This window comes from Neorhizobium sp. P12A (assembly GCF_008365395.1).
GTDB lineage: Bacteria > Pseudomonadota > Alphaproteobacteria > Rhizobiales > Rhizobiaceae > Rhizobium.
This window is the reverse complement of record NZ_QOVX01000015.1, coordinates 56,429-78,541: the sequence shown is the minus strand read 5'-3', so window position 1 is coordinate 78,541 and position 22,113 is coordinate 56,429. Positions and strand designations below refer to the sequence as shown.

Annotated in this window: 19 protein-coding genes and 1 pseudogene; 10 read left to right on the top strand and 10 right to left on the bottom strand. The window is 59.0% G+C overall.

The window, feature by feature from the left end; genetic code table 11:
• Positions 1 to 41: 41 nt before the first annotated feature.
• Both DTW90_RS28090 and DTW90_RS28085 read right to left on the bottom strand, forming a co-directional pair.
• Positions 42 to 395 (bottom strand): hypothetical protein, encoded by a 354-nt coding sequence (locus DTW90_RS28090; RefSeq protein ID WP_149342623.1) that lies wholly within the window; start codon positions 393 to 395, stop codon positions 42 to 44.
• Between the two features lie 6 nt (positions 396 to 401).
• Positions 402 to 899 (bottom strand): hypothetical protein, encoded by a 498-nt coding sequence (locus DTW90_RS28085; RefSeq protein WP_149342621.1) that lies wholly within the window; start codon positions 897 to 899, stop codon positions 402 to 404.
• 125 nt (positions 900 to 1,024) lie between these two features.
• Between DTW90_RS28085 and DTW90_RS28080 the strand changes: the two genes are divergently transcribed.
• Positions 1,025 to 1,324, top strand: a complete 300-nt coding sequence (locus DTW90_RS28080) for a DUF1778 domain-containing protein (RefSeq protein ID WP_132527799.1) — start codon at positions 1,025 to 1,027, stop codon at positions 1,322 to 1,324.
• 3 nt (positions 1,325 to 1,327) lie between these two features.
• A complete protein-coding gene (locus DTW90_RS28075; RefSeq protein WP_149342619.1) occupies positions 1,328 to 1,837 on the top strand; it encodes a GNAT family N-acetyltransferase in 510 nt (169 codons plus the stop codon).
• A 47-nt stretch (positions 1,838 to 1,884) separates the two neighbouring features.
• On the opposite strand, the pseudogene DTW90_RS28070 reads toward DTW90_RS28075, so the two are convergent.
• Positions 1,885 to 2,841, bottom strand: a pseudogene (locus tag DTW90_RS28070) (IS5 family transposase); the annotation flags it as partial.
• Between the two features lie 312 nt (positions 2,842 to 3,153).
• Between DTW90_RS28070 and DTW90_RS28065 the strand changes: the two are divergent.
• From DTW90_RS28065 to DTW90_RS28040, 6 genes are all read left to right on the top strand, one after another.
• Positions 3,154 to 3,999, top strand: coding sequence for a hypothetical protein (locus DTW90_RS28065; protein WP_149342617.1), 846 nt, complete (start codon positions 3,154 to 3,156; stop codon positions 3,997 to 3,999).
• A gap of 285 nt (positions 4,000 to 4,284) precedes the next feature.
• Entirely contained in the window at positions 4,285 to 6,513 is a 2,229-nt protein-coding gene (locus DTW90_RS28060; RefSeq protein ID WP_149342615.1) for a methyl-accepting chemotaxis protein, read from the top strand.
• 577 nt (positions 6,514 to 7,090) lie between these two features.
• Positions 7,091 to 7,771, top strand: a complete 681-nt coding sequence (locus DTW90_RS28055) for a sugar transferase (RefSeq protein ID WP_132527803.1) — start codon at positions 7,091 to 7,093, stop codon at positions 7,769 to 7,771.
• An 80-nt stretch (positions 7,772 to 7,851) separates the two neighbouring features.
• Positions 7,852 to 9,126, top strand: a complete 1,275-nt coding sequence (locus DTW90_RS28050) for a polysaccharide biosynthesis/export family protein (protein ID WP_132527804.1) — start codon at positions 7,852 to 7,854, stop codon at positions 9,124 to 9,126.
• A gap of 12 nt (positions 9,127 to 9,138) precedes the next feature.
• The gene (locus DTW90_RS28045; RefSeq protein ID WP_132527805.1) at positions 9,139 to 10,407 is read left to right on the top strand and encodes an O-antigen ligase; all 1,269 of its coding nucleotides are present in this window, start codon (positions 9,139 to 9,141) and stop codon (positions 10,405 to 10,407) included.
• A 70-nt stretch (positions 10,408 to 10,477) separates the two neighbouring features.
• The gene (locus DTW90_RS28040; protein WP_132527806.1) at positions 10,478 to 11,479 is read left to right on the top strand and encodes an acyltransferase; all 1,002 of its coding nucleotides are present in this window, start codon (positions 10,478 to 10,480) and stop codon (positions 11,477 to 11,479) included.
• A gap of 81 nt (positions 11,480 to 11,560) precedes the next feature.
• Here the strand turns inward: DTW90_RS28040 and DTW90_RS28035 are convergent, their stop codons facing one another.
• From DTW90_RS28035 to DTW90_RS28015, 5 genes are all read right to left on the bottom strand, one after another.
• Positions 11,561 to 12,532 carry an ABC transporter permease gene (locus tag DTW90_RS28035; protein WP_132527807.1) on the bottom strand — a complete coding sequence of 324 codons (972 nt, stop codon included), beginning with the start codon at positions 12,530 to 12,532 and terminating at the stop codon, positions 11,561 to 11,563.
• Positions 12,533 to 12,559: 27 nt separating this feature from the next.
• Positions 12,560 to 14,113: a sugar ABC transporter ATP-binding protein gene (locus DTW90_RS28030; RefSeq protein WP_132527808.1), complete on the bottom strand. Its 1,554-nt coding sequence runs from the start codon at positions 14,111 to 14,113 to the stop codon at positions 12,560 to 12,562.
• A gap of 95 nt (positions 14,114 to 14,208) precedes the next feature.
• Entirely contained in the window at positions 14,209 to 15,198 is a 990-nt protein-coding gene (locus tag DTW90_RS28025) for an ABC transporter substrate-binding protein (protein WP_132527809.1), read from the bottom strand.
• 182 nt (positions 15,199 to 15,380) lie between these two features.
• Positions 15,381 to 16,400 (bottom strand): aldo/keto reductase, encoded by a 1,020-nt coding sequence (locus DTW90_RS28020; protein WP_149342613.1) that lies wholly within the window; start codon positions 16,398 to 16,400, stop codon positions 15,381 to 15,383.
• Between the two features lie 62 nt (positions 16,401 to 16,462).
• Positions 16,463 to 17,968, bottom strand: coding sequence for an altronate dehydratase family protein (locus DTW90_RS28015; RefSeq protein WP_149342611.1), 1,506 nt, complete (start codon positions 17,966 to 17,968; stop codon positions 16,463 to 16,465).
• A 239-nt stretch (positions 17,969 to 18,207) separates the two neighbouring features.
• Here DTW90_RS28015 and DTW90_RS28010 point away from each other — a divergent pair, with 239 nt between their 5' ends.
• Both DTW90_RS28010 and DTW90_RS28005 read left to right on the top strand, forming a co-directional pair.
• Complete coding sequence (locus DTW90_RS28010) at positions 18,208 to 19,116, top strand: GntR family transcriptional regulator (protein ID WP_149342609.1); 909 nt, start codon at positions 18,208 to 18,210, stop codon at positions 19,114 to 19,116.
• Entirely contained in the window at positions 19,113 to 20,210 is a 1,098-nt protein-coding gene (locus DTW90_RS28005; RefSeq protein ID WP_149342608.1) for a mannitol dehydrogenase family protein, read from the top strand. The genes DTW90_RS28010 and DTW90_RS28005 overlap by 4 nt, the downstream gene beginning before the upstream one ends.
• A gap of 29 nt (positions 20,211 to 20,239) precedes the next feature.
• Here the strand turns inward: DTW90_RS28005 and DTW90_RS28000 are convergent, their stop codons facing one another.
• Together DTW90_RS28000 and DTW90_RS27995 are read right to left on the bottom strand one after the other, a co-directional pair.
• Positions 20,240 to 20,455: a hypothetical protein gene (locus DTW90_RS28000; protein ID WP_132527814.1), complete on the bottom strand. Its 216-nt coding sequence runs from the start codon at positions 20,453 to 20,455 to the stop codon at positions 20,240 to 20,242.
• A gap of 202 nt (positions 20,456 to 20,657) precedes the next feature.
• Entirely contained in the window at positions 20,658 to 22,085 is a 1,428-nt protein-coding gene (locus DTW90_RS27995; protein ID WP_149342606.1) for a mannose-1-phosphate guanylyltransferase/mannose-6-phosphate isomerase, read from the bottom strand.
• Positions 22,086 to 22,113: the final 28 nt, after the last annotated feature.

Genomic DNA, 22,113 nt, shown 5'->3' with positions numbered 1-22,113 from the left:
TTAACTTTAATCAGGTGGCATGGGAACCGTTGGAGAGGCAATTACGGTCTATCATCTGCTTCGGACAAGCCAGCCGTCTCTTGAAGGCTCTCAAGATAGGTGATTGCGTCCGCACTATTCGAAATGATCTGACACTCGAACAGTTTGTCCAGGGCGATACTTTTTGCGGAAATGAGGGAATGAAGTGGGCGTTCCGTGAAAAACGCGCGGCAATGGGCGAGTGCAGCGGTCGCATGATTGAAATCGTACAAATCATTGCCCATCAGCCGTCGGCGCTTGTCCCATCTAATGGCGGCGTGGAGCCCCGCTTGGACATAAATCGACAGCAAGCGGCGTCTCGCATCCTTATTTGATTTGAGTGTATGAAACAGGAGATTATACGCCATCCGGCGCATCTCGATCTACTCCGCCGATTCCTTCGCCAAAGCCCGTTCCCCGGCTGCGGGATTCATTTTGTGGATGATATTGGCAAGCATGTCTGCATGGACATCCGCAGCACCTTGAATCTCAATATCCAAAACCCGTTGGAAGCTTTTTCTTGTATCTGCATTGTCAGCTATTCCAGCGTTCAATATTGCGGCGACATCGTCGAGCTTGAGTTCCTGTGCATTTGGAGGATCGGATATCATACCGACCATTTTGAAGACGGCACATGCGGAGCTGGTCGGCGATCGAGGCGTCGCGCTGATTGTCGGAAGAACAGCTTCGATTTGCATCCTTCGTGGGACATGAGCTGAAAGATCAGCCCGGGAGCGGTCGTAAGCAACTGAAATCGAAAGGAAATGATCGGCGTCCGCCTGTGCTGATGCACGCGTTATGGAGCGTGCCAGCGAAGAAAAGCGTACGCTGGCGTCGTAGAATAACCTACGGAATTTCCTCGAAATCGGCTCCTGGCGCATTTGAACGCCTCGGCGGCCGTTCTGTGTTCGCCCTTTGTCGAGACAGACAAACTTTGCACGTAACTCATGGTGCCGTATTGCATTTGGCGATACAGGATATTATCTTGCCTGCAAGGAGATAAGTCATGGCCGCCACCGCCGAACGTAAGGAATATCCGATCTCGATGCGTCTGCCTGAAGCGGATGTCGCAATGATCGATCGTGCGGCAAGCCTGCGCGGCCGGTCGCGCACCGATTTCGTGCGGGACGCGGCTGTGCGCGCCGCCGAGGAGATCGTCATGGAACAGGGGCTCATCCGCATGACCCCCGAAGGGTTCGCCGATTTCATGGAGATCCTGTCCCATCCGCCGACGATCATTCCAGAAATCGTGGAAGTGCTTAAGCGGCCCGCCCCATGGGAGTCCGGTTACGAGCCGAAGCGGTGAGCTGTGGCTTTATCGGCTCCAGAACCGCTTACCGCTGCACATGATGTTTCCGAATTTTCCTGCGGCAAGTCTGCGCTCGACAATTGGCTGAAGACGCGCGCGCTTTCCAATCAGGAAAAGGGCTTCACAGCGGTTCTCGTCGTTCACGAATCCAGGCGCGTCGTCGGGTACTACGGGCTGGCGCCGACGGCCGTCATCCCTTCGATCATGCCGCGCTCCATCCGGACCGGGCAACCGCCCGATCCGGTTCCCTGTCTTCTTCTCGGCCAGCTTGCCACCGACACGGAATGGGCCGGGCACGGTATCGGCACAGGTCTGTTGAAACATGCCCTTGAGCGTTGCGTCCAGGCGGCGGCTCTGATCGGCGGGCGCGCATTGATGGTCAATGCCGTCGATCACGAAGCGGCTCAGTTCTGGCAGCGCCGGGGTTTCACGCCCTCGAAGGACGATCCGCTCGTGCTGTTTCGCTCGATCGCTGCAATTGCCGCATCGCTGGCGGAAGCACGGCAGTGAAAGCAAGGCAGATAACCTGAAGGTTTCGCATGCTCAGGCAATTCGGCATAAGGGTTGCCTGGTAGCGCCATGGCATGGAGGGCGAATTGGCCGCCCTTGGAGCGGTTCAATGTCGTGGCGACTGACACCTTGACGCCAAATTCATATAGGCGATGGGCCTTTCCCTTTCCGATGCATTCAACTTCGTCGGCATGCAGGCTGTAGATCTTGCGGCCGCGCGGACGCTGCTTCTGCTCCAGGAGTGTCTTTGCCTGATAGAAAGGCCAGATGAAGATAGCCTTGAGTTGCTCGTCGCCGGCGATCTGACGCTCGATATCGCGGACGACGCGTCCCAGATACGTCTTCAGCTTGCGCAACGCCTTGCCGGCCCGCTTGAATTGTTTGGCATGGGCATACCGCTGATGCTGGATCAAGACGAATTTGCCCAGCCGAACATAGGTCTGGCGCAGATCGAGCCCCACCTTTCTGGCCGCGCGCACGAGCCGCTCCCGTGCTCGGTGAATGAGCTTGGCATCGGTCGGAAACATCACGTTCTTGGGCCGAACGGTCGTGTCGACGATCACCTGTCGCGTGTCCGACGGCTTCATTGCACCGCTCTTGACCGCCACCGCAAGGCTGTCCTGGAGAAGCGCCTTTATCGGATCCTCGCCCATGCGCTGGCGCCAGCGTGTCAGCGACGAGCGGTCGAAGGGCAATGTGTGCTGGAAGAACGTCTCGCCACAAAAGTATTGAAAGTACGGGCTGTCGAGATAGCGAGCGCAGACTGCCTCATCCGACAGGTTGAACGTATGTTTGAGGATTGCCAGCCCTGCCATCAGCCGGGTCGGCAACGGCGGCATGCCAGGCCCATCCGAATAAACTTCCCCAAACCGTTCTTCCAGAAACGACCAGTCGATCGTCTGCGCCAACTACACCAGTTCGTGCTTCAAGTCGATGATCTGGTCGAGGCGGGATCGGAACAGATCACCTTCACCCGTCTCGCGTCGTTCAACAGGCTTGGACATCGACCAGCTCCGATTCGTCGCGATATGGGAAGTGAATCACGCTTCGATGGCTGACAAAACCGAAATCTGAAATCGGAAGAAAGCAGATCGAAAACATACCATACCTGGCGATATCGATTACTGGTCAGAGTACAATATAACCGAAATATCAATCGCTTCCGGATACTTCACGGACGACTAAAAAGGCGGCAGCAGACCAGTTGCTCCGAAAAGCAGGCGTTCCCGAACTGCTGATCAATCGTTTTTTAACCGAGCGCGATCTTGCCACGGAAAGTAAAAGATCGAAACGAGATGCCACAGCGGTAGTCCTTGATGAGTTGGCCAAGGCCGAAAAAGCTCCAGCAGGCGCTGCCTTCGTACCGACTCACCCAGCCACGCCTCGCCACCGAGGTCACAGACTTCCACGCAGTGCCGGAAATTGCTGCGGCGGTGCAGTCGTTCGTCATGTCCCGCGAAGCCGTGCCGGGCATCTATGTTTATTTCGACGTTGGCGGCGGCACGGTCGATGGCGTCGCGTTCAACTATTTGAACTCCCGGGGGGAGCGCCGCATCAACTTCTATTCCGGCAAGGTCGAGCCCCTTGGTGTCTTCGCGATTGGAACGGCCCTCTCGAAAGGAACCTCCGCCGAAATCGATGCTGTGACACTGGAGAATCTGCTGAAAAGCTGTGCGCCATCGGCTCTGGCCGAGTTCGTTCAGAGAATTCGCAGGCTCGTCGGTTACGTCATCATGACCGCACGGCAGAAGGACGGCCGAAACTGGCAGGAAGACGCCTTACAGAGTGCCGACTATGAGAGAAAGTTCATCAGCAAGCTGTCGACTTCCCATATGCGCCCGCTGATAGCTTTCATGGGTGGAGGTGGCTCGAAATCCGGGTGGTACAAGAATTCGATCGAGTCCACCTACAAGGCCTTCCAGCACCACAATGCGAGCGTTCCGCCTTACAAGCTGGTGGAGGTTCCCCGGCCCAAGGACTTCATCGTGCCGAAAGGCAGCGCCGACGAGTTTATTCGCTTCGCCATCTCCTGGGGCCTGTCGTTCCTCTTCGGAGAGGGGCCGGACATAGGATTGCCGAGCCAGTTCGACGAAGCCGAAAAGCCTCGCCAGTGGACGCCTCCCCGTGCGTTCGACTACGCGGACAGCAAGGACTACTGCTAACCGGAATATGCGGACGCGCCGGCTTGCACTTCTCCCGCCGGCGCACTGCCGGTGGGCTTCTTGCTCTCGGGAGTGCGTCACAATGACGATCACCTCCCGAAGGCGAGCCTTGCCCTGGAAGAGACGATCCGCCGCGCCGATTGAGCGAGATGGGGCGTACGGATACCCCATTTCTAGGGTACTGCCGGAGAAGGTAATTTAGATAAAATTCAACGATTTCGTTTCATACTATCAAAACTAATTGGTTTGTCGCGCGGGCAGAGGCCTGGGACAGGAGAGGTTTTGATGGATGAGACGAAGATAAAGCGGCCGTTATGGATTCGCATTACCGCTTACGGCTTTGCAGCCGTGCTTTTCGCCAGCATTGCGATTGGCGGTCTCGGCTACTATCGGCAGTCTGAGATGAGCGAGCATGCGCTGCAGGCTGAGCTCGACAGCGACCTCGACGTCTTGCAAGCGGACATGACCCAGCAAAAGCATGCCGCATCTGCCCTTGCTCTAGCGTTGGCAGGCGAGCCCGATGTCGCGGACCTCATCCAGTCGAACGCACGCGAAAAGCTGATTGCCAGGTATTCGGCCAGCCTGCCGGCGATCACAGCGGCCAGCGGTCTGAAGCAGCTCACCATCACCGACGCCAAGGGCGTGGTCGTTGCCCGCATTCACACCCCCGAGATCTTCGGTGATTCAATCACCGGCCGTCGCAAGACGATCGCCACCGCCGTCAGCCAGGGCAAGCTCGTAGCCGGCACCGAACCCGGCCGCGTTGCACTCAGCATGTTTGGCACCGCGCCGGTTATGAAGGACGGCAAAGTGGTTGGCGTCGTTGACGTCGGCACCGAGCTTACCAATCTCTATTTCGGACCACTCGCCAAGAAGATCGATGCCGATGTGGCAGTGCACATCAAGAATGGTGACAAGTTCGACAAGCAGGCCTCGACATTTGCCGGCGATTCCATCTTGTCGCCGGACGACCTGCAGGCAGCCTTCGACGGAAAGTCCGTCCGTGAATACGATACGGTTTGCGACAAGACGTTTGCCGTCGAGGCCGTGCCGCTCTCGGATTTTTCCGGTACCAAGGTCGGCGTGCTTGAGATCGCCTCGAACGTGACCCCTCTGGTGGAGGCACAGAGCCAGGCGTTCTGGACGACGATTGCTGCGACCATCGTCGTATCGATCCTGTCGCTGATCGGCTTCCTCGTGTTTGCACGGTCCCTGGGGGGCCTCATTCGCGGTCTTACCGATACGATGGGCCGTCTTGCTGTCGGGGACCTTGCCGCTGAAATAAAGGGCTATGGTCGTTCCGACGAGATCGGCGCCATGGCGAGCGCGCTGCAGGTCTTCAAGGAAGCCGCGAACGAGAACAAGCGTCTCGAACATGAAGCGGTCGAAGCACGGCGGGAACAGGAACTCCAGCGCGATCGCCAATCCATGATCGATAATTCCAAGGCAGAGGATCTCCGGTCCTTCGTCTACGCCATCGAAAATGGGTTCAACGCGCTGTCGGCCGGTGATTTGACCGTTCGCATGGATGGAACCGTTGCACCCGAGTTCGAGCCGATCCGGGCCAAATTCAACGGCAGCGTCGCCGATCTCGAGCAGGCGATCGGGTCTGTGGTCGGCGCCGTCGGAACGATCCGCGGCGGACTGCAGGAGATTTCCAGCGGATCCAACGATCTTGCCAAGCGCACCGAGCAGCAGGCCGCAAGTCTTGAGGAGACGGTTGCCGCCTTGGGCCAGGTGACCGCGGCGGTCAACGAGAGCGCCAAGGGCGCCGACCAGGCGCAACAGGTGGCTGCTGCCGCCCAGCAGAAGGCCGAGCGTGGCGGCGAGATCGTCGCCAGCGCAGTCGACGCGATGGCAGCCATCGAAGGGTCCGCCGAGCAGATCAACCGGATCATCGGCGTGATCGACGAAATCGCCTTCCAGACCAACCTTCTGGCGTTGAATGCCGGCGTCGAGGCAGCACGCGCCGGGGAAGCCGGTCGTGGCTTCGCGGTCGTGGCCCAGGAAGTGCGCGGGCTTGCACAACGCTCAGCCGATGCGGCCAAGGAGATCAAGACGCTGATTTCCACGTCCGCAACGCAGGTGAAGCGTGGCGTCGAGCTCGTGACGGCATCCGGCAAATCCCTCGACGAGATCGTCGCCGAGGTGGCGCAGATGAGCACCTTCGTCAACCAGATCACGGCAAGCACCAAGGAGCAGGCCGTCAGCCTGAGGGAAATCGCCTCTTCTGCCGATCACATGGACAAGGTGACGCAGCAGAACGCCGCCATGGTCGAGGAAACCACCGCGGCCGCCCAGAACCTGACATCGGAAACCGGCGCATTGTCTGAAATGATGGAGCGCTTCCGCACGAGTGCCTCTGCGCCCCGTATATCGGCTCAGCGGCCTTCTGTGGCAACGCCAGCTCCGGTTCGCGCCAAGCCTGCTGCTCGCACGGTGACGCAGCTTCGCAATGTCGGCTCCGGTGGCGCGGCACTTGCGTCAAAGACGGACGACTGGGAAGAGTTTTGAGTCGGAGGTTCGGTGGCACGAGTGCCACCGAACCGTCCCAAACGTTGAGACATCCTTCATTCCTGTGGCGAAACGTGGGAACGAAGATGTCCACGGGCCGGAGAAATGCCTCCGGGTCCTGATATATCCATTCGTGCTAATCAACTTTTATTACAAAGATCGAACAAACCGGCGCGCAGAATGTGCGCCGCAATATCATTTTGCATTGCAATATTTCTAATAAAAGCGAGGTAGCCTAGCTGCGCCTCGGGACGGATTTCAAGTTCTTCCCATGAAGAACCGTAAGCTTTTGACGACAGGCTATTCTTTCACATTCAGTGAAGTCGCAATAAATGACACAGATATGTCGCGGCCTGTCGTTCTAATACGCTTTTCGGGATAATAAAAAATCGCATATGAGAGAAGGCTTAACTTCATTTGCCCCATCTCGCGGCTGTAAAACCCCCTCTGAAATGTGGCCGCCACAAAATTTGGCTTAAAAAAACAAATTCTGACCATACACTCGTCGTTGCATAGCGCTACGTAAGCGACCGACTGCATTCCCGACCTATCGCCAAACATAAGTGGAGTCCCCTCTATGAAGTCTGCGACACGATCGGCCAATTCGGCTTTCTTCGACGCGATTGAATCAGGCGTCTTCCCCCCAACAGGGGGAATCCTGAAACGAAGTTTCGATATCACCGTGGCCTCTCTGGCCTTAGTATTCATCAGCCCGATCTTCCTCCTGCTCGTGCTGCTGGTGAAGTTCTCTAACAAGGGGCCTGTGTTCTATGGCCACCGTCGTATCGGCCATAATGGCCAAACCTTCCGCTGCCTGAAATTCAGGACGATGGTCGTCGATGGCGATCGTGTTCTCCAGGCCTATCTTCAGGCCAATCCCAAGGCCCAGGAAGAGTGGCGGGCAACCCGCAAACTGCAGGATGATCCGCGCGTGACAGCGGTTGGAGCCGTCCTGCGCAAGCTCAGCCTTGATGAACTGCCGCAGCTCTTCAACATCATTCGCGGCGAAATGAGCATCGTCGGTCCTCGCCCCGTGGTCGAGGAAGAGCTTGAGCTCTATGAAGGTGCCGCCGTCTACTACCTGCAGTCACGTCCCGGTCTGACCGGTCTGTGGCAGGTTAGCGGCCGCAATGACGTATCCTACGCTTCGCGCGTCGCCTTCGACACGCACTACGTCACGACATGGTCATTGCGCAGTGACATGCTGATCATTGCAAGGACCATACCTGCCGTCTGCTTCTCGCGCGGCAGCTACTGACCGACCAGCTGTCGGCAACAAACGAGAGCTGCGGCTTCCCCGATACCGGTGGAACCGCCATCTGGAAACAGGACAACTCTATGATCGAAATTCTGCCCCGCGGTAAGCCCGCTCGCGCGCGTGCATCTGTCCGCTGCGCCTCGCTTCTGCTTTTGGGCCTTTGCACCATGACGGCGACTGCTCGCGCGGAAACTCCCACCGCGTACCATCTCGGCGTCATGGACAAGCTTCGTATCCGCGTTGCGGAATGGCAGACGGCGGACGGAACGATCCGCGACTGGTCGTCGATCAGCGGCGACTATACGGTTGGTCCGACCGGTTCGATATCGCTGCCGTTCATCGGCGAGATGTCAGCCGGCGGCAAAACCCCAGGCGAGGTAGCCGATGCGATCGGTCTCAGCTTGCAGAAGCAATTCGGCCTCAGGGACCGTCCATCGGCCTCTGTCGAGCTTTCGCAATATCGCCCGATCTACCTGTCGGGCGATGTCCAAAACCCCGGCGAATATCCCTATATCCCCAACCTGACGGTCATCAAGGCATTGAGCCTGGGCGGCGGTCTGCGTCGGGCCGATGCCGGCCAGCGCTTTGCCCGCGATTTCATCTCCGCCAAGGGCGATGCCGCCGTCTACATGGCCGAGCGGGGCCGGCTGCTGATGCGCCGCGCCAGGTTGCAGGCCGAGATGTCCGGCAAGGACCAGATCGAGATGCCGCAGCAATTGCAGTCGCTTCCGCAGGCAGCGGACATGCTGGCGAGCGAGGCGGCCCTGATGCAATCGCGCGAAAAGCGGCTAAAGCTGCAAACGCAGGCGCTGGAAGATCTCAAGAACCTGCTTCAGAGCGAGGTGGAGACCCTCGCAAAGAAGTCGGATACGCAGAACCACCAACTCGACCTTGCCAAGGAAGATCGAGATAAGGTGGAAGATCTGGCCGAGCGGGGCCTTGCGCTCAGCGCTCGCAAGCTCACCGCAGAACAGCGGGCTGCCGACCTCGAAGCCGCACTGCTCGATATCGACACGAACTCGCTGAAGGCCAAGCAGGATATCAGCAAGGCCAATCAGGACGAGATCACCCTGCGCAACGACTGGGACAATCAGCTTGCCCAGGAAATGCAGGATACCGATACCCAGCTCGAATCCCTGCAGCTGAAGCTCTCCACCAGCCAGGCACTGATGCAGGAAGCCGTCGCCCAGTCTGCCGATGCGTCTAATCTGGGCGCGGATGGCAAGGGTGTGAACATCGAGTACAGCATCGTGCGCGAGCAGGACGGCCAGACCAAGGAGATCCCGGCGCAGGAGAACACCGAGGTTCTCCCGGGCGACCTGATCAAGGCTAGCTCTGGCCTTTACATGCGCTGACGAGGGCCCCAGATGCGGATTGCGAAGTCGATCATCGTCGAGCCTAGCCAGAACCTCGCCTATGGGGTGGTGGCGCTTGCGCTGTCCTTTTTCGTCTTCGCCTATTCCAGCTGGTTCGGGCAACCCTCGATCCTGCTTTACTACGCGCTTTGGTTTCCGCTGATCCTCATCGATTATCGCAATGTTCTAGGAAACTATCGAAAATACGGCTGGATATTTGCCTTTGGCATATTCACCTGCCTGACGATCTTCTGGTCGGCGGCACCGCCAGTCACGGCCCGTGCCGCCATCCAGTACATGACCCACATCATATGCGCGCTGATTGCGATGCGCGTGCTGGATATCCGCTCCATGACGCTCGGCGGCGTTGCCGGGGTCGGACTGGTGCTGATCTACTCGCTGCTGTTCGGATATTATTCCTACGATGCGCTCGACGGCACCTTCAGCTTCGTCGGTGCGTTCGATTCCAAGAACCAGCTCGGCCTCTACGCTTCGCTCGGCATCTTCTTCTGCTTTGCCGCCATCTTTATCCTCGGCGAGCGGCGTATGTTGTGGCTGGGCGGTTGCGGCATTGTCGGCCTGATGTCCGCCTATTGCCTTATGGCATGCCAATCTGCGACCTCTGTCATCACGACCGCCGCCGTGCTGGCATTGCTGACCGGAATGCGCGTCATCCTTTTCCTGTCGCCGCAACAGAGAAAGCTGCTCTTTACGGCGGGCGCGACAGCCTTGGTCATTCTTGCGGTTGCAGGCGTCTATCTGGGGGCGGTCGACGCGATTCTCGGCGTCTTCGGCAAGGATTCGACGCTGACCGGCCGCACCTACCTGTGGCAGCAGGGCATCGAGGCAGCGAGCCGAAGCCCGTTCATCGGCATCGGCTACCAGGCCTTCTGGGTGCAGGGCTTCAGTGAGCCGGAGCGCCTGTGGGAAGAATTCTTCATCACCTCACGCGCGGGCTTTCATTTCCACAACACCTATATCGAGACCACCGTCGAGACCGGCCTCATTGGTGTGACTTTGCTCGCGTTGGTGCTGATCGTCGCCCTTTTCGGCCATCTGAAGCGGCTGCTGAGTGATATGCGAAACAACGAATCCTATATTCTCTTCGGAATATCGGCGCTGCTGCTCGTGCGCTCCTTCGTCGAGATCGATATTCTCAATCCCTATCACGTCGGCTCGTTTCTCCTGTATTTCACGGCGGGAAAGCTCACCGTAGCGAGAGCCAAGACCAACATCCCGTCAATCACCTATTACGATCAGATCGAGATGGCTCGATCGTAAGATCGCGCCCGACATCGTCGTTCCGGAAAGCAGCGCAGGGGAACCGACCTAGTATGCCGTGGTATCATGCATGAAAACCCTTTTCGGGATCCAATATTTGCGCGCTTTCGCAGCTCTTGCGGTGGTCGTTTTTCATGCCGCTGAGCGTACCGGCGGGCAATTCCGGATAGGCGCAGCCGGCGTTGACGTCTTCTTCGTCATCAGCGGATTCATCATGTGGGTCATGAGCGCGCGCCGCCCGGTAACGCCCCTGCGCTTCGCTGTCGACCGCATTCAACGTATTGCACCCTCCTATTGGATCGTGACTGCGATCATGCTCGCCGGCGCAGTCGTCAGCCTGTTTCCGAACATGAGGCTGACTGCAGACCATATTCTCGGGTCATTCCTGTTCATCCCGGTCCGTTCGCCGAGCAATGGCGAGATATGGCCTGTCCTGGTGCAGGGATGGACGTTGAATTTCGAGATGTTCTTCTATGCGATCTTTGCGATCGCGCTCTTTTTGCCGCGACGGTTCCAATTGCCGTTCATCGGCAGCATCTTTGCCGTTCTCGTGGGGCTGGGCCTGTGGCTCCACCCTCAATCGCCGGTCTGGTTCACCTATACGCGGCCGATCATATTCGAGTTCGTCGCCGGCATCGTGCTCGCACAATTGTGGCTGACGGGAAAAATACCGAACGGAAGCTTCGGACTGCCTTTCATCGCCATTGGCCTATGCGGGTTTGCGGCGATCTATTTTCTGCAATTGGATTTCAATGAATTCAGCTGCGGCCCGCTTGCCTTCGCGCTCGTGCTTGGCATCGTTTCTCTCGAAGGCGGAGGCAAATTGCCGAGCATCCGGCCGCTCACCTATCTCGGCAACGCGTCCTATTCGATCTATCTCTGGCATACGCTTGCGATCTCGGTGATCGCGAAATTTGCGGTTTCGCACAATGTGCCGCCTGACGTGGCGACGCTTCTATCCGCCATTCTCGGCACGATCTTCGGTGTCATTGCATATGAGGCGGTCGAAAAGCCGCTGCGGACCGTCTTCAAATCGCTATCCTGGCGGCGCTCTCGTCCGTCGCCTGCCTGATTGGACAGCAATGCGGGATCGGTATCTGGCTTAGGAGACCGGCGGCTACCCGCCGGTCCCTTTGTCGTTTGTTCCGCGGTGTCACATGCGCCGGCGGCGCAGCTGGTCGAAATAGACGATCAGGATGATCAGCGCGCCTGTTATGATGCGCTGCCAGAAGGAATTGACGTTCAGAAGGTTCGCACCGTTGTTTATGGTCGCCAGGATGAAGGCGCCAATCAACGGCCCGTGGATCGAACCGATCGCGCCGAAAAGGCTGGTGCCGCCGATAACCGACGATGCGATTGCCTGCAGTTCCCAGCCGTCCGCCTGGGTGGCATTGCCGATGCCGATGCGCGAGGCGAGCAATACGCCGACGAAGGCGGCACAGGTCGCTGACAGGATGTAGGCGAGGTAGATGATGAGATCGACCTTTACGCCGGAAAGGCGCGCGGCTTCGCGATTGGAACCGACCGAGAAGAGATAGCGGCCCCAGCGGCTCAAATGCAGGAAGATGTAGCCGGGGATCGCGACAAGGATCACCATCCAGAACAGGCTCGGAATGCCGAGGAAATTGGCCGTTGCGAAATTGGTAAAGTCGTCGTTGGTGATGCTGATCGTCGACCCATTGGTGATCACAAGGCCGATGCCGCGCAGTGCCGTCAGCGTCGCCAAGGTGATGATGAAGGGCGGCAAGCCCATCTTCACGATGCCAAAGCCGTGAAACGCGCCAATTGCTGCGCCCAGAAGCAAGGTGAGGATGATTGATAGCCAGACCGGCACGCCGGCCTGGATCAGCCAGGCGATGATGACGCCGGTAAAGCCGACGATTGCGCCGACGGAGAGGTCGATGCCGGCGGTGATGATGACGAAGGTCTGGCCGACCGCAAGGATTGCCGTCATCGAACCCTGGCGAAGCAGGTTCGAGATATTCAGCGGCGTCCAGAAGCTAGTCGTCCACACACCCAGAAGGAGCCAGAGGAAAAGCAGCAGCCCGACGAGCGTCAGGCTGAAGAGAATGTTCATCCTTTTGCGTGGGGCCGGGGCGGCGTTTTCGGCGGAGCTGATTGTCATGGAATTCCTCCTCTTATTATATTTGTCTCAAACGCCGATGGCTTCGCCGAGGACTTCCTCGTGCGATGACTTGTGGTAGTCGTGGCTCGCGACGAGCTGGCCGCCGCGGAAGACGTGCAGCCGATCCGCCAGCTCGTAGACTTCAGGCAGGTAGGACGAGATCAGGATGATGCCTGCTCCATCCTTCAAAAGCTTGGCGAACAGGCGATAGATTTCAGCCTTGGTACCGACGTCGACGCCGACGGTCGGCTCGTCGAAGATGAAGAGCTTTGCACCATGGCTCAGCCATTTGCCGATCACGACCTTCTGCTGATTGCCGCCCGACATGCTCGATACAGGAACGCGCCGGCTCGGCGTCTTGATGCTCAGGTCCTTGATCTGCCGGTCGGCATTGGCCGCCTCTTCGCCGTGGTTGATGATGGGGCCGCGGCTGAGGCGCTTGAAGATCGGCAGATTGATGTTGAGCCCGATCGGCAGGTTGAGGCAGAGCCCCTGGTCGCGCCGGCTCTCCGGAGCAAGCGCGATGCCGAGCTTCATGGCGTCGCTTTCGTGACGGATATCGACTTTTTTGCCCTGCCAGTAGATCTCGCCCGCAGACAGCGGTTGACGTCCATAAAGGCCCAGCGCGAATTCGCTGCGGCCGGCGCCGATCAGCCCGTAGAGGCCGACGATCTCTCCGGCGCGGACGCTCAGCGACACATCCGCGAAGCCCGGACCGGACAGTCCGCGTGCCTCAAGGAGGGTTTCGCCAATCGGAATCTCTTCCTTGTGATAGATCTGCTCGATCGAGCGATTGATCATCAGCGCGATCAACTCGTCGTCATTGGTCTCTGAAATGTTGCGCGTGCCGACATGGGTGCCGTCGCGCAGTACGGAGACGCGATCGGCAAGCTCGAAGACTTCTTCCATGCGATGGCTGATGTAGACGATAGTCACACCTTCGCTCTGAAGGCGGCGGATGAGCTTGAACAACTGGGCGGATTCCTGCCGCGTCAGATAGGCAGTCGGCTCATCGAAGATCAGAAATTGCGTGCCGCGCATCGCCGCCCGCGCGGTTGCGACCAGCTGCTGCTGGCCGATCGTCAGGGAGCTGAGCGGAACGGCAGCGGGCAGACCGAAGCCGAGGTCGTTCAGGACGGTTTGCGCCGCCTTTTCCATGTCGCGTTTGCGCATCAGACCGAAGCGGTTCATCTCGTCGCCGAGAAAGAGGTTTGCAGCGACGGTCAGGTGGGGGCAGAGCACCACTTCCTGATGCACAGCGTTTATGCCCCTTGCGATCGCCTCGTTCGGCGTTGCCAATTGAACCGGATGGCCGCACCAGTAAATCTCGCCGGCGGTGCGCCGGATGACACCGGTCAGAAGCTTGATCAGCGTAGACTTCCCAGCGCCGTTCTCGCCGACGATCGCGTGAATCTCTCCCGCCAGGAAGGTGATGGTCGCTGGCTTTAGTGCCTGGACGTAGCCGTAGTTCTTCTGGAGGCCTCTGAGCTCTAGAATGGGCGAACCTGCCGGAATGCGCGACGCCTCTGTCCGCTCCGCGCTGTCATCATGGCGGTGACTGATCTCTTCGAGGTTGGCCATGGAATACTCCTATCTCGCCGAACATGCGCCCGGCTCCCAAGAACATCGGAGGTAAAGGGAATGCCGTGCCCTTTGGAAGAGCACGGCATCGTTCGTTACTTGACCTTCGGGTTGATCAGGGCGTCGATCTTGGGATCGGACATGTTGGCCTTGGTCACGAGATTTGCGCCCGTGTCGACGTTGGCCTGTACGCTCTCACCCTTCGAGACGGCAAGGGCGGTCTTCACGCCGTCATAGCCCATGCGATAGGGGTCCTGCACCACGAGGCCGGCGAGGGCGCCGTTCTTCAGGAAGCCAATCGTCTTGTCGTCGCTGTCGAAGCCGATAACCTTGATCTTGTCGCCGAGCTTGTTTTCAGCGATCGCCTGGCCCACGCCCTGCGCCATGATCAGGTTGGAAGCGAAGACGCCCACGAGGTTCGGGTTTGCGGTGATCAGGTCGGTCATCATGTTGAGACCGGTCGTCGCCTGGCCGTCGGCATATTTATCGGCGACCACCTTGAAGCCCGGATACTTGGCCTTGATTTCTTCCATGAAGCCCTGGTGACGCTGGTCGAGGGAGCCGACACCAGGCAGGCTGGTAATGACGGCGATTTCGCCTTCTTCCTTGCCCGTTGCGGCCTTGACGGCAGCGGCAAGGCCGTCGGCGGCGATGCGGCCACCCTGAACGTTGTCGGTCGTCAGGAACGACTTGAACGACTTGGAGTCGGCAGCCGAGTCGATACCGATGACAGGTACGGACTTGGCGGCTTCGTCAACCGGCTTGCCGAGTGCCTTGAATTCGGTCGGCGAGATGACGACGGCGGCCGGCTTGCCGGCGACGGCATTTTCCAGAATGCTGATCTGGCCGTTAATGTCGGATTCCGACTGTGCGCCAAGCTCCGGCACCTTTACGCCGAGATCCTTGCCGGCCTGGCGGGCGCCAGCGAGCACGATCTGCCAGTAGAAGGACGTCGTGTCCTTGACGATGATCGGGATCGTCACGTCTGCGGCGTAGGACGAGACAGGCATCATGGTGGCAAGCATTGCGGCGCCTGCGAGACCTGCAAAGGTACGGCGCGACAGAATGGATTTCGCGATGTTCATTTATTTTCTCCTCTCGATGCGCTCTTCTCCTGCGCACCGGACCGTTGAACGCGTTCGGCCGGCGCCATGGAGCCCCCAGGGCTTGTCCATGCATCATGCGGGCGGCCAAAACCGCACGCACAAGAACAGGTTTCCTCCTCCGTCAAGCCGCCGACCCTGGCGGCCCGATAGCTCTCAATTCCTCAGACGCGCACTGCATCCTCGCCAAGCGGCGGCGCGACCAAGGTCAAATCCTCAAACTCCGCATAAACGCCCTCGGCAATACGCGGCTCGAAAAGCTGCATGTTGCGGCGAAGGGTAGATGCCTTTGCTGTTCCGATCAGCACGGACGAAACGATCTTCTGCAGCAGGGGAAATTGCAGGGCGGGTGCTGCCAGCGGGAAGCCATGGCGGCGGGCGATTTCCTCCATCGCCGCAACCTTGGCAAGCACCGCTTCCGATGCCGGCAGATAATCGAAGTGCGATCCGGGTACAGGACCCGTCGCAAGGATACCTGAGTTGAAAACACCGCCGACGACCAGCGACGTTCCCTTCTTCTCGCACAGCGGCAGAAGCTCGGCGACCGCCGTCCGGTCGAGCAACGTGTAGCGTCCGGCCATAAGGATGCAGTCGAGATCGGCGTCGCGCATGACGTCAAGGCACACCGGAACCTCGTTGACGCCGAGGCCGAAGGCCTTGATCGCGCCGGACGTTTTCAGCTCCTCGAGTGCCCTAATCCCGGATCCCAGGAAATCCCTCAAATGGGCGGCGTTGCGCGCCTTGCCGTGCGTGTAGCCGCCGATATCGTGGACATAGAGAATGTCGATGCGGTTCAGGCCGAGACGGGCATAGCTGAATTCCACCGAGCGCATGATGCCATCATAGGAATAGTCATAATCCGCATCGAAGGAGAGCGGATCGACATAGCTATAGTCCGGAACCGTGCCGGTCGGAACTGGCCGCAGAAGCCGGCCGACCTTGGTCGACAGCACATATTCGTCCTCGGGCTTTGCGCGCAGGAAGTCGCCGACATAGCGCTCCGCGAGGCCGAGACCATACCAGGGGGCAACGTCGAAATAGCGGATGCCGCCATCCCAACCCGCCTGCAGCGTCTCCATAGCCTGGTCGCGAGGGCAGGCTTGATAGAGACCGCCCAGCGCCGCAGCGCCCAGGCTGATCTCCGTGACCTCAAGGTCCGTCCTGCCGATCTTTCGCCTTTGCATCACTCCTCCCTGAGCGAGCTGATCCATCGTTGAACGCGGAAATTTCCTCCCGCGCTTATAAACTAGAGCGTTGCTCCCAGATGCCACGGCACGAATTCGTTATCGCCGTAGCCAAAGGCCTCGCTCTTGGTCTTCTTGCCCGAAGCGATCTCGATGATCAGTTCGAAGATCTCGCGGCCCTTTTCCGCGATCGTCACCTCTCCCGTGGCGATCGTCCCGCAATCGATATCCATGTCCTCTTCCATCGCACTATAAAGCGCGGAGTTGCTGGAAAGCTTGAAGGACGGGGCAGGGCGGGAACCGAAGCAGCTTCCTCGGCCGGTAGTAAAGGCGATCATATTGGCGCCGCCAGCCACCTGGCCTGTGGCGGACACCGGATCGTAGCCTGGCGTGTCCATGAAGACGAGGCCGTGTTCGGTGACGCGCTCGGCATAGCCGTAAACCGCCGTCAACGGCGAACGCCCACCCTTGGCAACGGCGCCCAGCGACTTTTCGAGAATGGTCGTCAACCCGCCACGCTTGTTGCCCGGAGAAGGGTTGTTATCCAGCGAAGCGCCATGCAGCGCAACATAGTTCTCCCACCAGGTAATCTTCTCGTCGAGCTTTCTAGCCACGTCGTCACTGACGGCACGATTGCGCAGCAGATGCTCGGCGCCATAGATTTCCGAGGTTTCGGACAGGATGGTCGTGCCGCCGGCGGCGGCAAGAAGGTCGGAGGCGACGCCCAGCGCCGGATTGGCAGTGATACCTGAAAAGCCATCCGAGCCGCCGCACTGCAGGCCGACGATGATCTCGCTGATCGAGATCGGTTCGCGGCGAGCCTGACCTACCTCTTCGCAGATTTCCTTGAGCACGCCCATGGCAAGCGCAACGGCGCGGCGTGACCCGCCCGCGTCCTGAATATTGAAATGACGCTTGCTGGCACCGGCACCGGCCTGTCCGTAAAGCGTCAGCTGGTTGACCTCGCAGCCGAGGCCGATCATCAGCACGCCGCCGAAATTCACATGGCGGGTGTAGCCGGCGATCGTGCGGTGCAGCGTGTGCATGCCGTCGCCGGTCGAACTCATGCCGCAACCCTGGTCATGGACGATCGGCACGAAGCCGTCGATGCCGTCATAGTGCGGAAGCAGCGTGCGGTTTGCCTCTTCCGCGATGGCGCGGCAAACCGTGGTGGAACAGTTCACGCTGGCGATGATGCCGATATAATTGCGGGTGGCTGCGCGGCCGTCGGCGCGGCGATAGCCCATGAAGGTGCGCGTCCTGTCCGCTGCCGTTGCGGCTTCGGGGGCTGCCGCCTCGGTTGCCGAAAGGCGATCGTTTTCGAAATGCAGATTGTGGCTATGGACGTGATCGCCCGCCTTTACCTCTGCCGTCGTGCGCCCGATCGCCTGGCCATATTTGATAACAGGCGTGTTGAGCGGGATGTCACGAATGGCAACCTTGTGGCCCGGGTCGATCTTGGCGCGGGTCAAAACGCCGTTTGCGATCGGCTGCTCCGACGCGATGGCTGAGATTGCGACTGCGACATTGTCGCCGTCGGACAGGATGATCCAGGGCTGCCTGTTCACGGTCCTCTTCCCTAAGAACGCGGTCACTTCATTGGCGATCGCGGATTGATTTTGTTTTTTATCTACAATAAACATTTTGGTGTCAACGGGCAATATAGCGCGTGGCAGGGAGAACAGCCGAAGGCAATAAGCGCTTGGATAACAATGCGCGTGGTGTCGTCCTTTCAAGATTTGACCGCTTTTTCGATGCCATCAGGACATCCGGCCAAATCGAGCGCATCACATGAGCGAGGGGTAAAATGGCGAGGCAAAACACGCTCTTCAAGGAAGCGTTCAACCGCTATGCGGCATTCCTGACGCCCGATGCCGCCCTTCCGTCGGAGCCGGAAATCGCCGCGCAACTCGGCATCAGCCGCAGCACGGCGCGCGCTATCCTGATGCGACTGAGCGACGCAGGCATCATTCGCTGGAACAAGCGGCAGAAAATCGTGTTGCGGCAACCGACCGATGCCGACCTCTTTCCGGAGGAGGAAACGAACTCACTACACGATATCATCGAGCGGCAGTTCATGCTGCGCATCCTGTCCGACGACGCGCAGCCCGGCATGCAGATCAACGAGTTGGAGCTTGCCCGCGAGATCGGTGCCGGGACGACGAGCGTGCGTGAATTCCTCATCCGGTTCAGCCGGTTCGGGTTGATCGAGAAGCGCCCGAACAGCCATTGGATCCTGAAGGGGTTCACCCGCGAATTCGCGCTTGAACTGGCCGATGTGCGCGAGATGTTCGAGCTGCACTCCGCGGCCGAATTTGGAAAGCTGCCGGCAAACCACTCCGCCTGGACAGCACTTACGGCGATCAAGCGCGAACATCAGGAGCTGCTCGACGGTTTCGACGAGCGCTACCGCGACTTCTCCCAGCTCGACGAGAAGTTCCATCTTCTCATCCACGGAGCGTCTCGAAACCGCTTCATCGCCGATTTCTACGATGTCATCTCGATCGTCTTCCACTATCACTATCAATGGAACAAGGCGATGGCGCGAGAGCGCAACTCTCGCGCCATCGCCGAACATCTCGATTACATTGAGGCTCTGCAGTCACGCGACAAGGAGCGGATCGACAAGGCCTGCCGCCTGCATCTGAGTTCCGCGCGGCAAACCCTGTTGCAGTCCATCCCCCAAAATACAAACGAAGAGGCAAGCGACCCGTGAAGACCCCCATCTTGCAGTTCGGCACCAGCCGCTTCCTCCAGGCGCATGCCGACCTCTTCATCAGCGAAGCCATGGAAAGGGGAGAGGCCCTCGGACCCGTGACGGTCGTTCAGACCACGGGTTCTGCCGAGCGTGCCGAACGCCTGAAAGGCTTAGCAGTCGAGGGAGGATTTCCCGTCCGTATTCGCGGCATTGAAAATGGTCAGCCGGTCGATCGCACCCAGCAGGTCACGAGCGTGCGCCGAACCCTGTCCGCTTCTGCCGATTGGGCCGAGGTCGAGCGCGTCTTCGTCGAAGAGGCGGATCTCGTTCTCTGCAACACCGCCGATCGCGGCTATGACATCGCTGACGAGATGGACCTGCTGCCGGAAGATGTTCCTGCGTCCTTCCCGGGCAAGCTGACGAAGCTGCTGCATGCGCGCTTTCGGCTATCGGGAAGCGGGATGACGATATTGCCCTGCGAACTCGTCAGCAAGAACGGCGAGGTTCTGCGCGGCATCGTCAGGGAGCTGGGGTCTCGATGGTACAAGGATGCGCTCTTTGACGGTTGGCTCGAAAAAGAGGTGATCTTCTGCAACACGCTTGTCGACCGGATCGTCTCGGAATCGCTGTCGCCGGCAGGAGCCGTCGCAGAGCCCTATGCGCTTTGGGCCATTCAGCGGGTTGAGGGGCAGGTCTTGCCCTGCAGCCATCCCGCAATCGTGGTTGCCGAGGATATCGGGCCGTTCGAACGGCTGAAGCTCTTCATCCTCAATCTCGGCCATACGGTTCTCGCCAATCGCTGGATCAAACAAGGCAAGCCCAGAGATCTCATGGTACGGGAAATCCTCTGCGATGTGTCGACGCTGGATTACCTGCGATCGATCTACGAGAGAGAGGTGATACCCGGCTTTGCTGCGATGGGCATGGCCGATGAGGCGAGGGAATACGTGGCGACCACGCTCGAGCGCTTTGCGAACCCGTTTCTGGATCATCGCCTCTCCGATATTGCGCAAAATCACGAGGAAAAGATGCGCCGGCGTCTCGGAGGGTTTATCGCCTGGTCGGGCGCGAATGCGCCGACATTGAAAAGTATAATGGAAACAGCAGCGTAGGCTCTGTTAAAGCCAAAGACGAGAAGCAGTCAGTTTCGCTGGCGATCGAATTCTGGGAGTTCTTTCTTGGAACGCCTGGGCGAAAGGCTCGGATGCTTCAGGAGCATGCTTCCGACTGCCACGATGACCGCGAGCAGGCTTGCTCCGAATGGCGCGACGAGGATCGCCACATATACCCCGTAGGGTAAGACGAGGGCGATAGTAGCAAATCCGCCAACCAGCAGTGCTGCAATGATATTTCCCATGCGGGGCCCGCCTTCAGCCAATTCTTACGGATTATGTAATCATAATTCTTTACAAGGTGAATAGCTTTTTAGACTTATAAGCCGAAGATTTGTTCAAAATGGGGCTTCACCAAACCATGAAAATCCAGATCGATCTCCATGGTTTGGTTCGAATAATCTGACTTATTCAGTGAAAGCCGAAGCCGTGACTTTGGCGGTGAGTTTAGCTTCTGCCGAACTCGTCGACGAGGCGGATGATGTCGTCTTCGCCGAGGTAGGAACCGGTCTGGACCTCGATGAGTTCGAGCAAGATCTTGCCGGGGTTGGCGAGACGATGCACTTCACCGAGCGGGATGTAGACCGACTCGTTTTCGCGCAGCATCTGGACGTTTTCGCCAATGGTCACCTCGGCGGTGCCCTTGACCACGATCCAGTGTTCGGAGCGATGGTGATGCTTCTGCAGCGACAGCTTCTTGCCCGGCAGAACGAAGATGCGCTTCACCTGGAAGCGGTCGCCGTTGAGAACCGACGTATAGCCGCCCCAGGGACGATAGGAAGTCGGGTGGGTCTCAGTGAGCTTGGACGTCTTCTTGTGGCCGGCAAGCAGCTTGACGAGCTTGCCGACTTCCTGGCTATCCCTCAGATGGCCGACATAGACGGCATCTTCGCTGGCGATGACGGCAACGTCTTCCAGGCCCTGCACTGCCAGATGCACGCCATGCGTCATGACCAGCGAGTTCTTGGTGTTGACCAGCGTCGTGTCGCCGGCGGCCACGTTGCCGTCGGCATCGCGCTTGCCGACCTTCCAGACGGAATCCCAGCTGCCGAGATCTGACCATGTGAAGGGTGAGGGAACGACGGCAGCATTTTCCGTCTTTTCCATCAGCGCATAGTCGATCGATATGTCTGGGCTCTTGGCGAAGGCTTCGGCATCGAGACGGGTGAAGTCGAGGTCGCGCGTTGCCTTTGAGACGGACTTGGATGCAGCCTTTTCAACCTCGGGTGCATATTCCTTCATCTCGGACAGAAGCTGGTCCGCCGAGAACATGAACATGCCGGAATTCCAGTAGAACCCGCCGGCCGCGATCATCGCTTCGGCCTTTTCCAGCGGCGGCTTTTCGACGAAGCGCTTGACCACATGCGCGCCAGTCGCAAGGCCCTTGCCGCTCTCGATATAGCCATAGCCGGTTGCCGGTTCCGTCGGCGCGATGCCGAAGGTGACGAGCTTGCCGGCGACAGCCGTATCGCGTGCCGTGCGCACGCAGTCGAAATAGGTCGTGTTGGCGTCGATCTCGTAGTCCGAGCCGAGGACGTGCATGACGGCATCCTTGCCGAACAGTTCCGTCACCAGCGTGGCGGCCGCGGCAACGGCAGCCGCCGTGTTGCGGGCGACAGGCTCCAGCAGAACACCGGCAAGCTTGATGTTGAGTTCGCGCGCCTGCTCGGCGACGAGGAAGCGGAATTCCTCGTTGGTGAGGACGATCGGCGCCTCATACAGCTCGGGATCCGAGACACGCGTCAGCGTGTTCTGGAACAGCGTCGTGTCGCCGATGAACTGGATGAACTGCTTCGGCGCGCTGGCGCGAGAGAGCGGCCACAGCCGTGTTCCCTTACCCCCAGCCATGATCACCGGCACGATTTTGCCTACCATATGTCCCTACTCCTTGAAACTCTCGTTT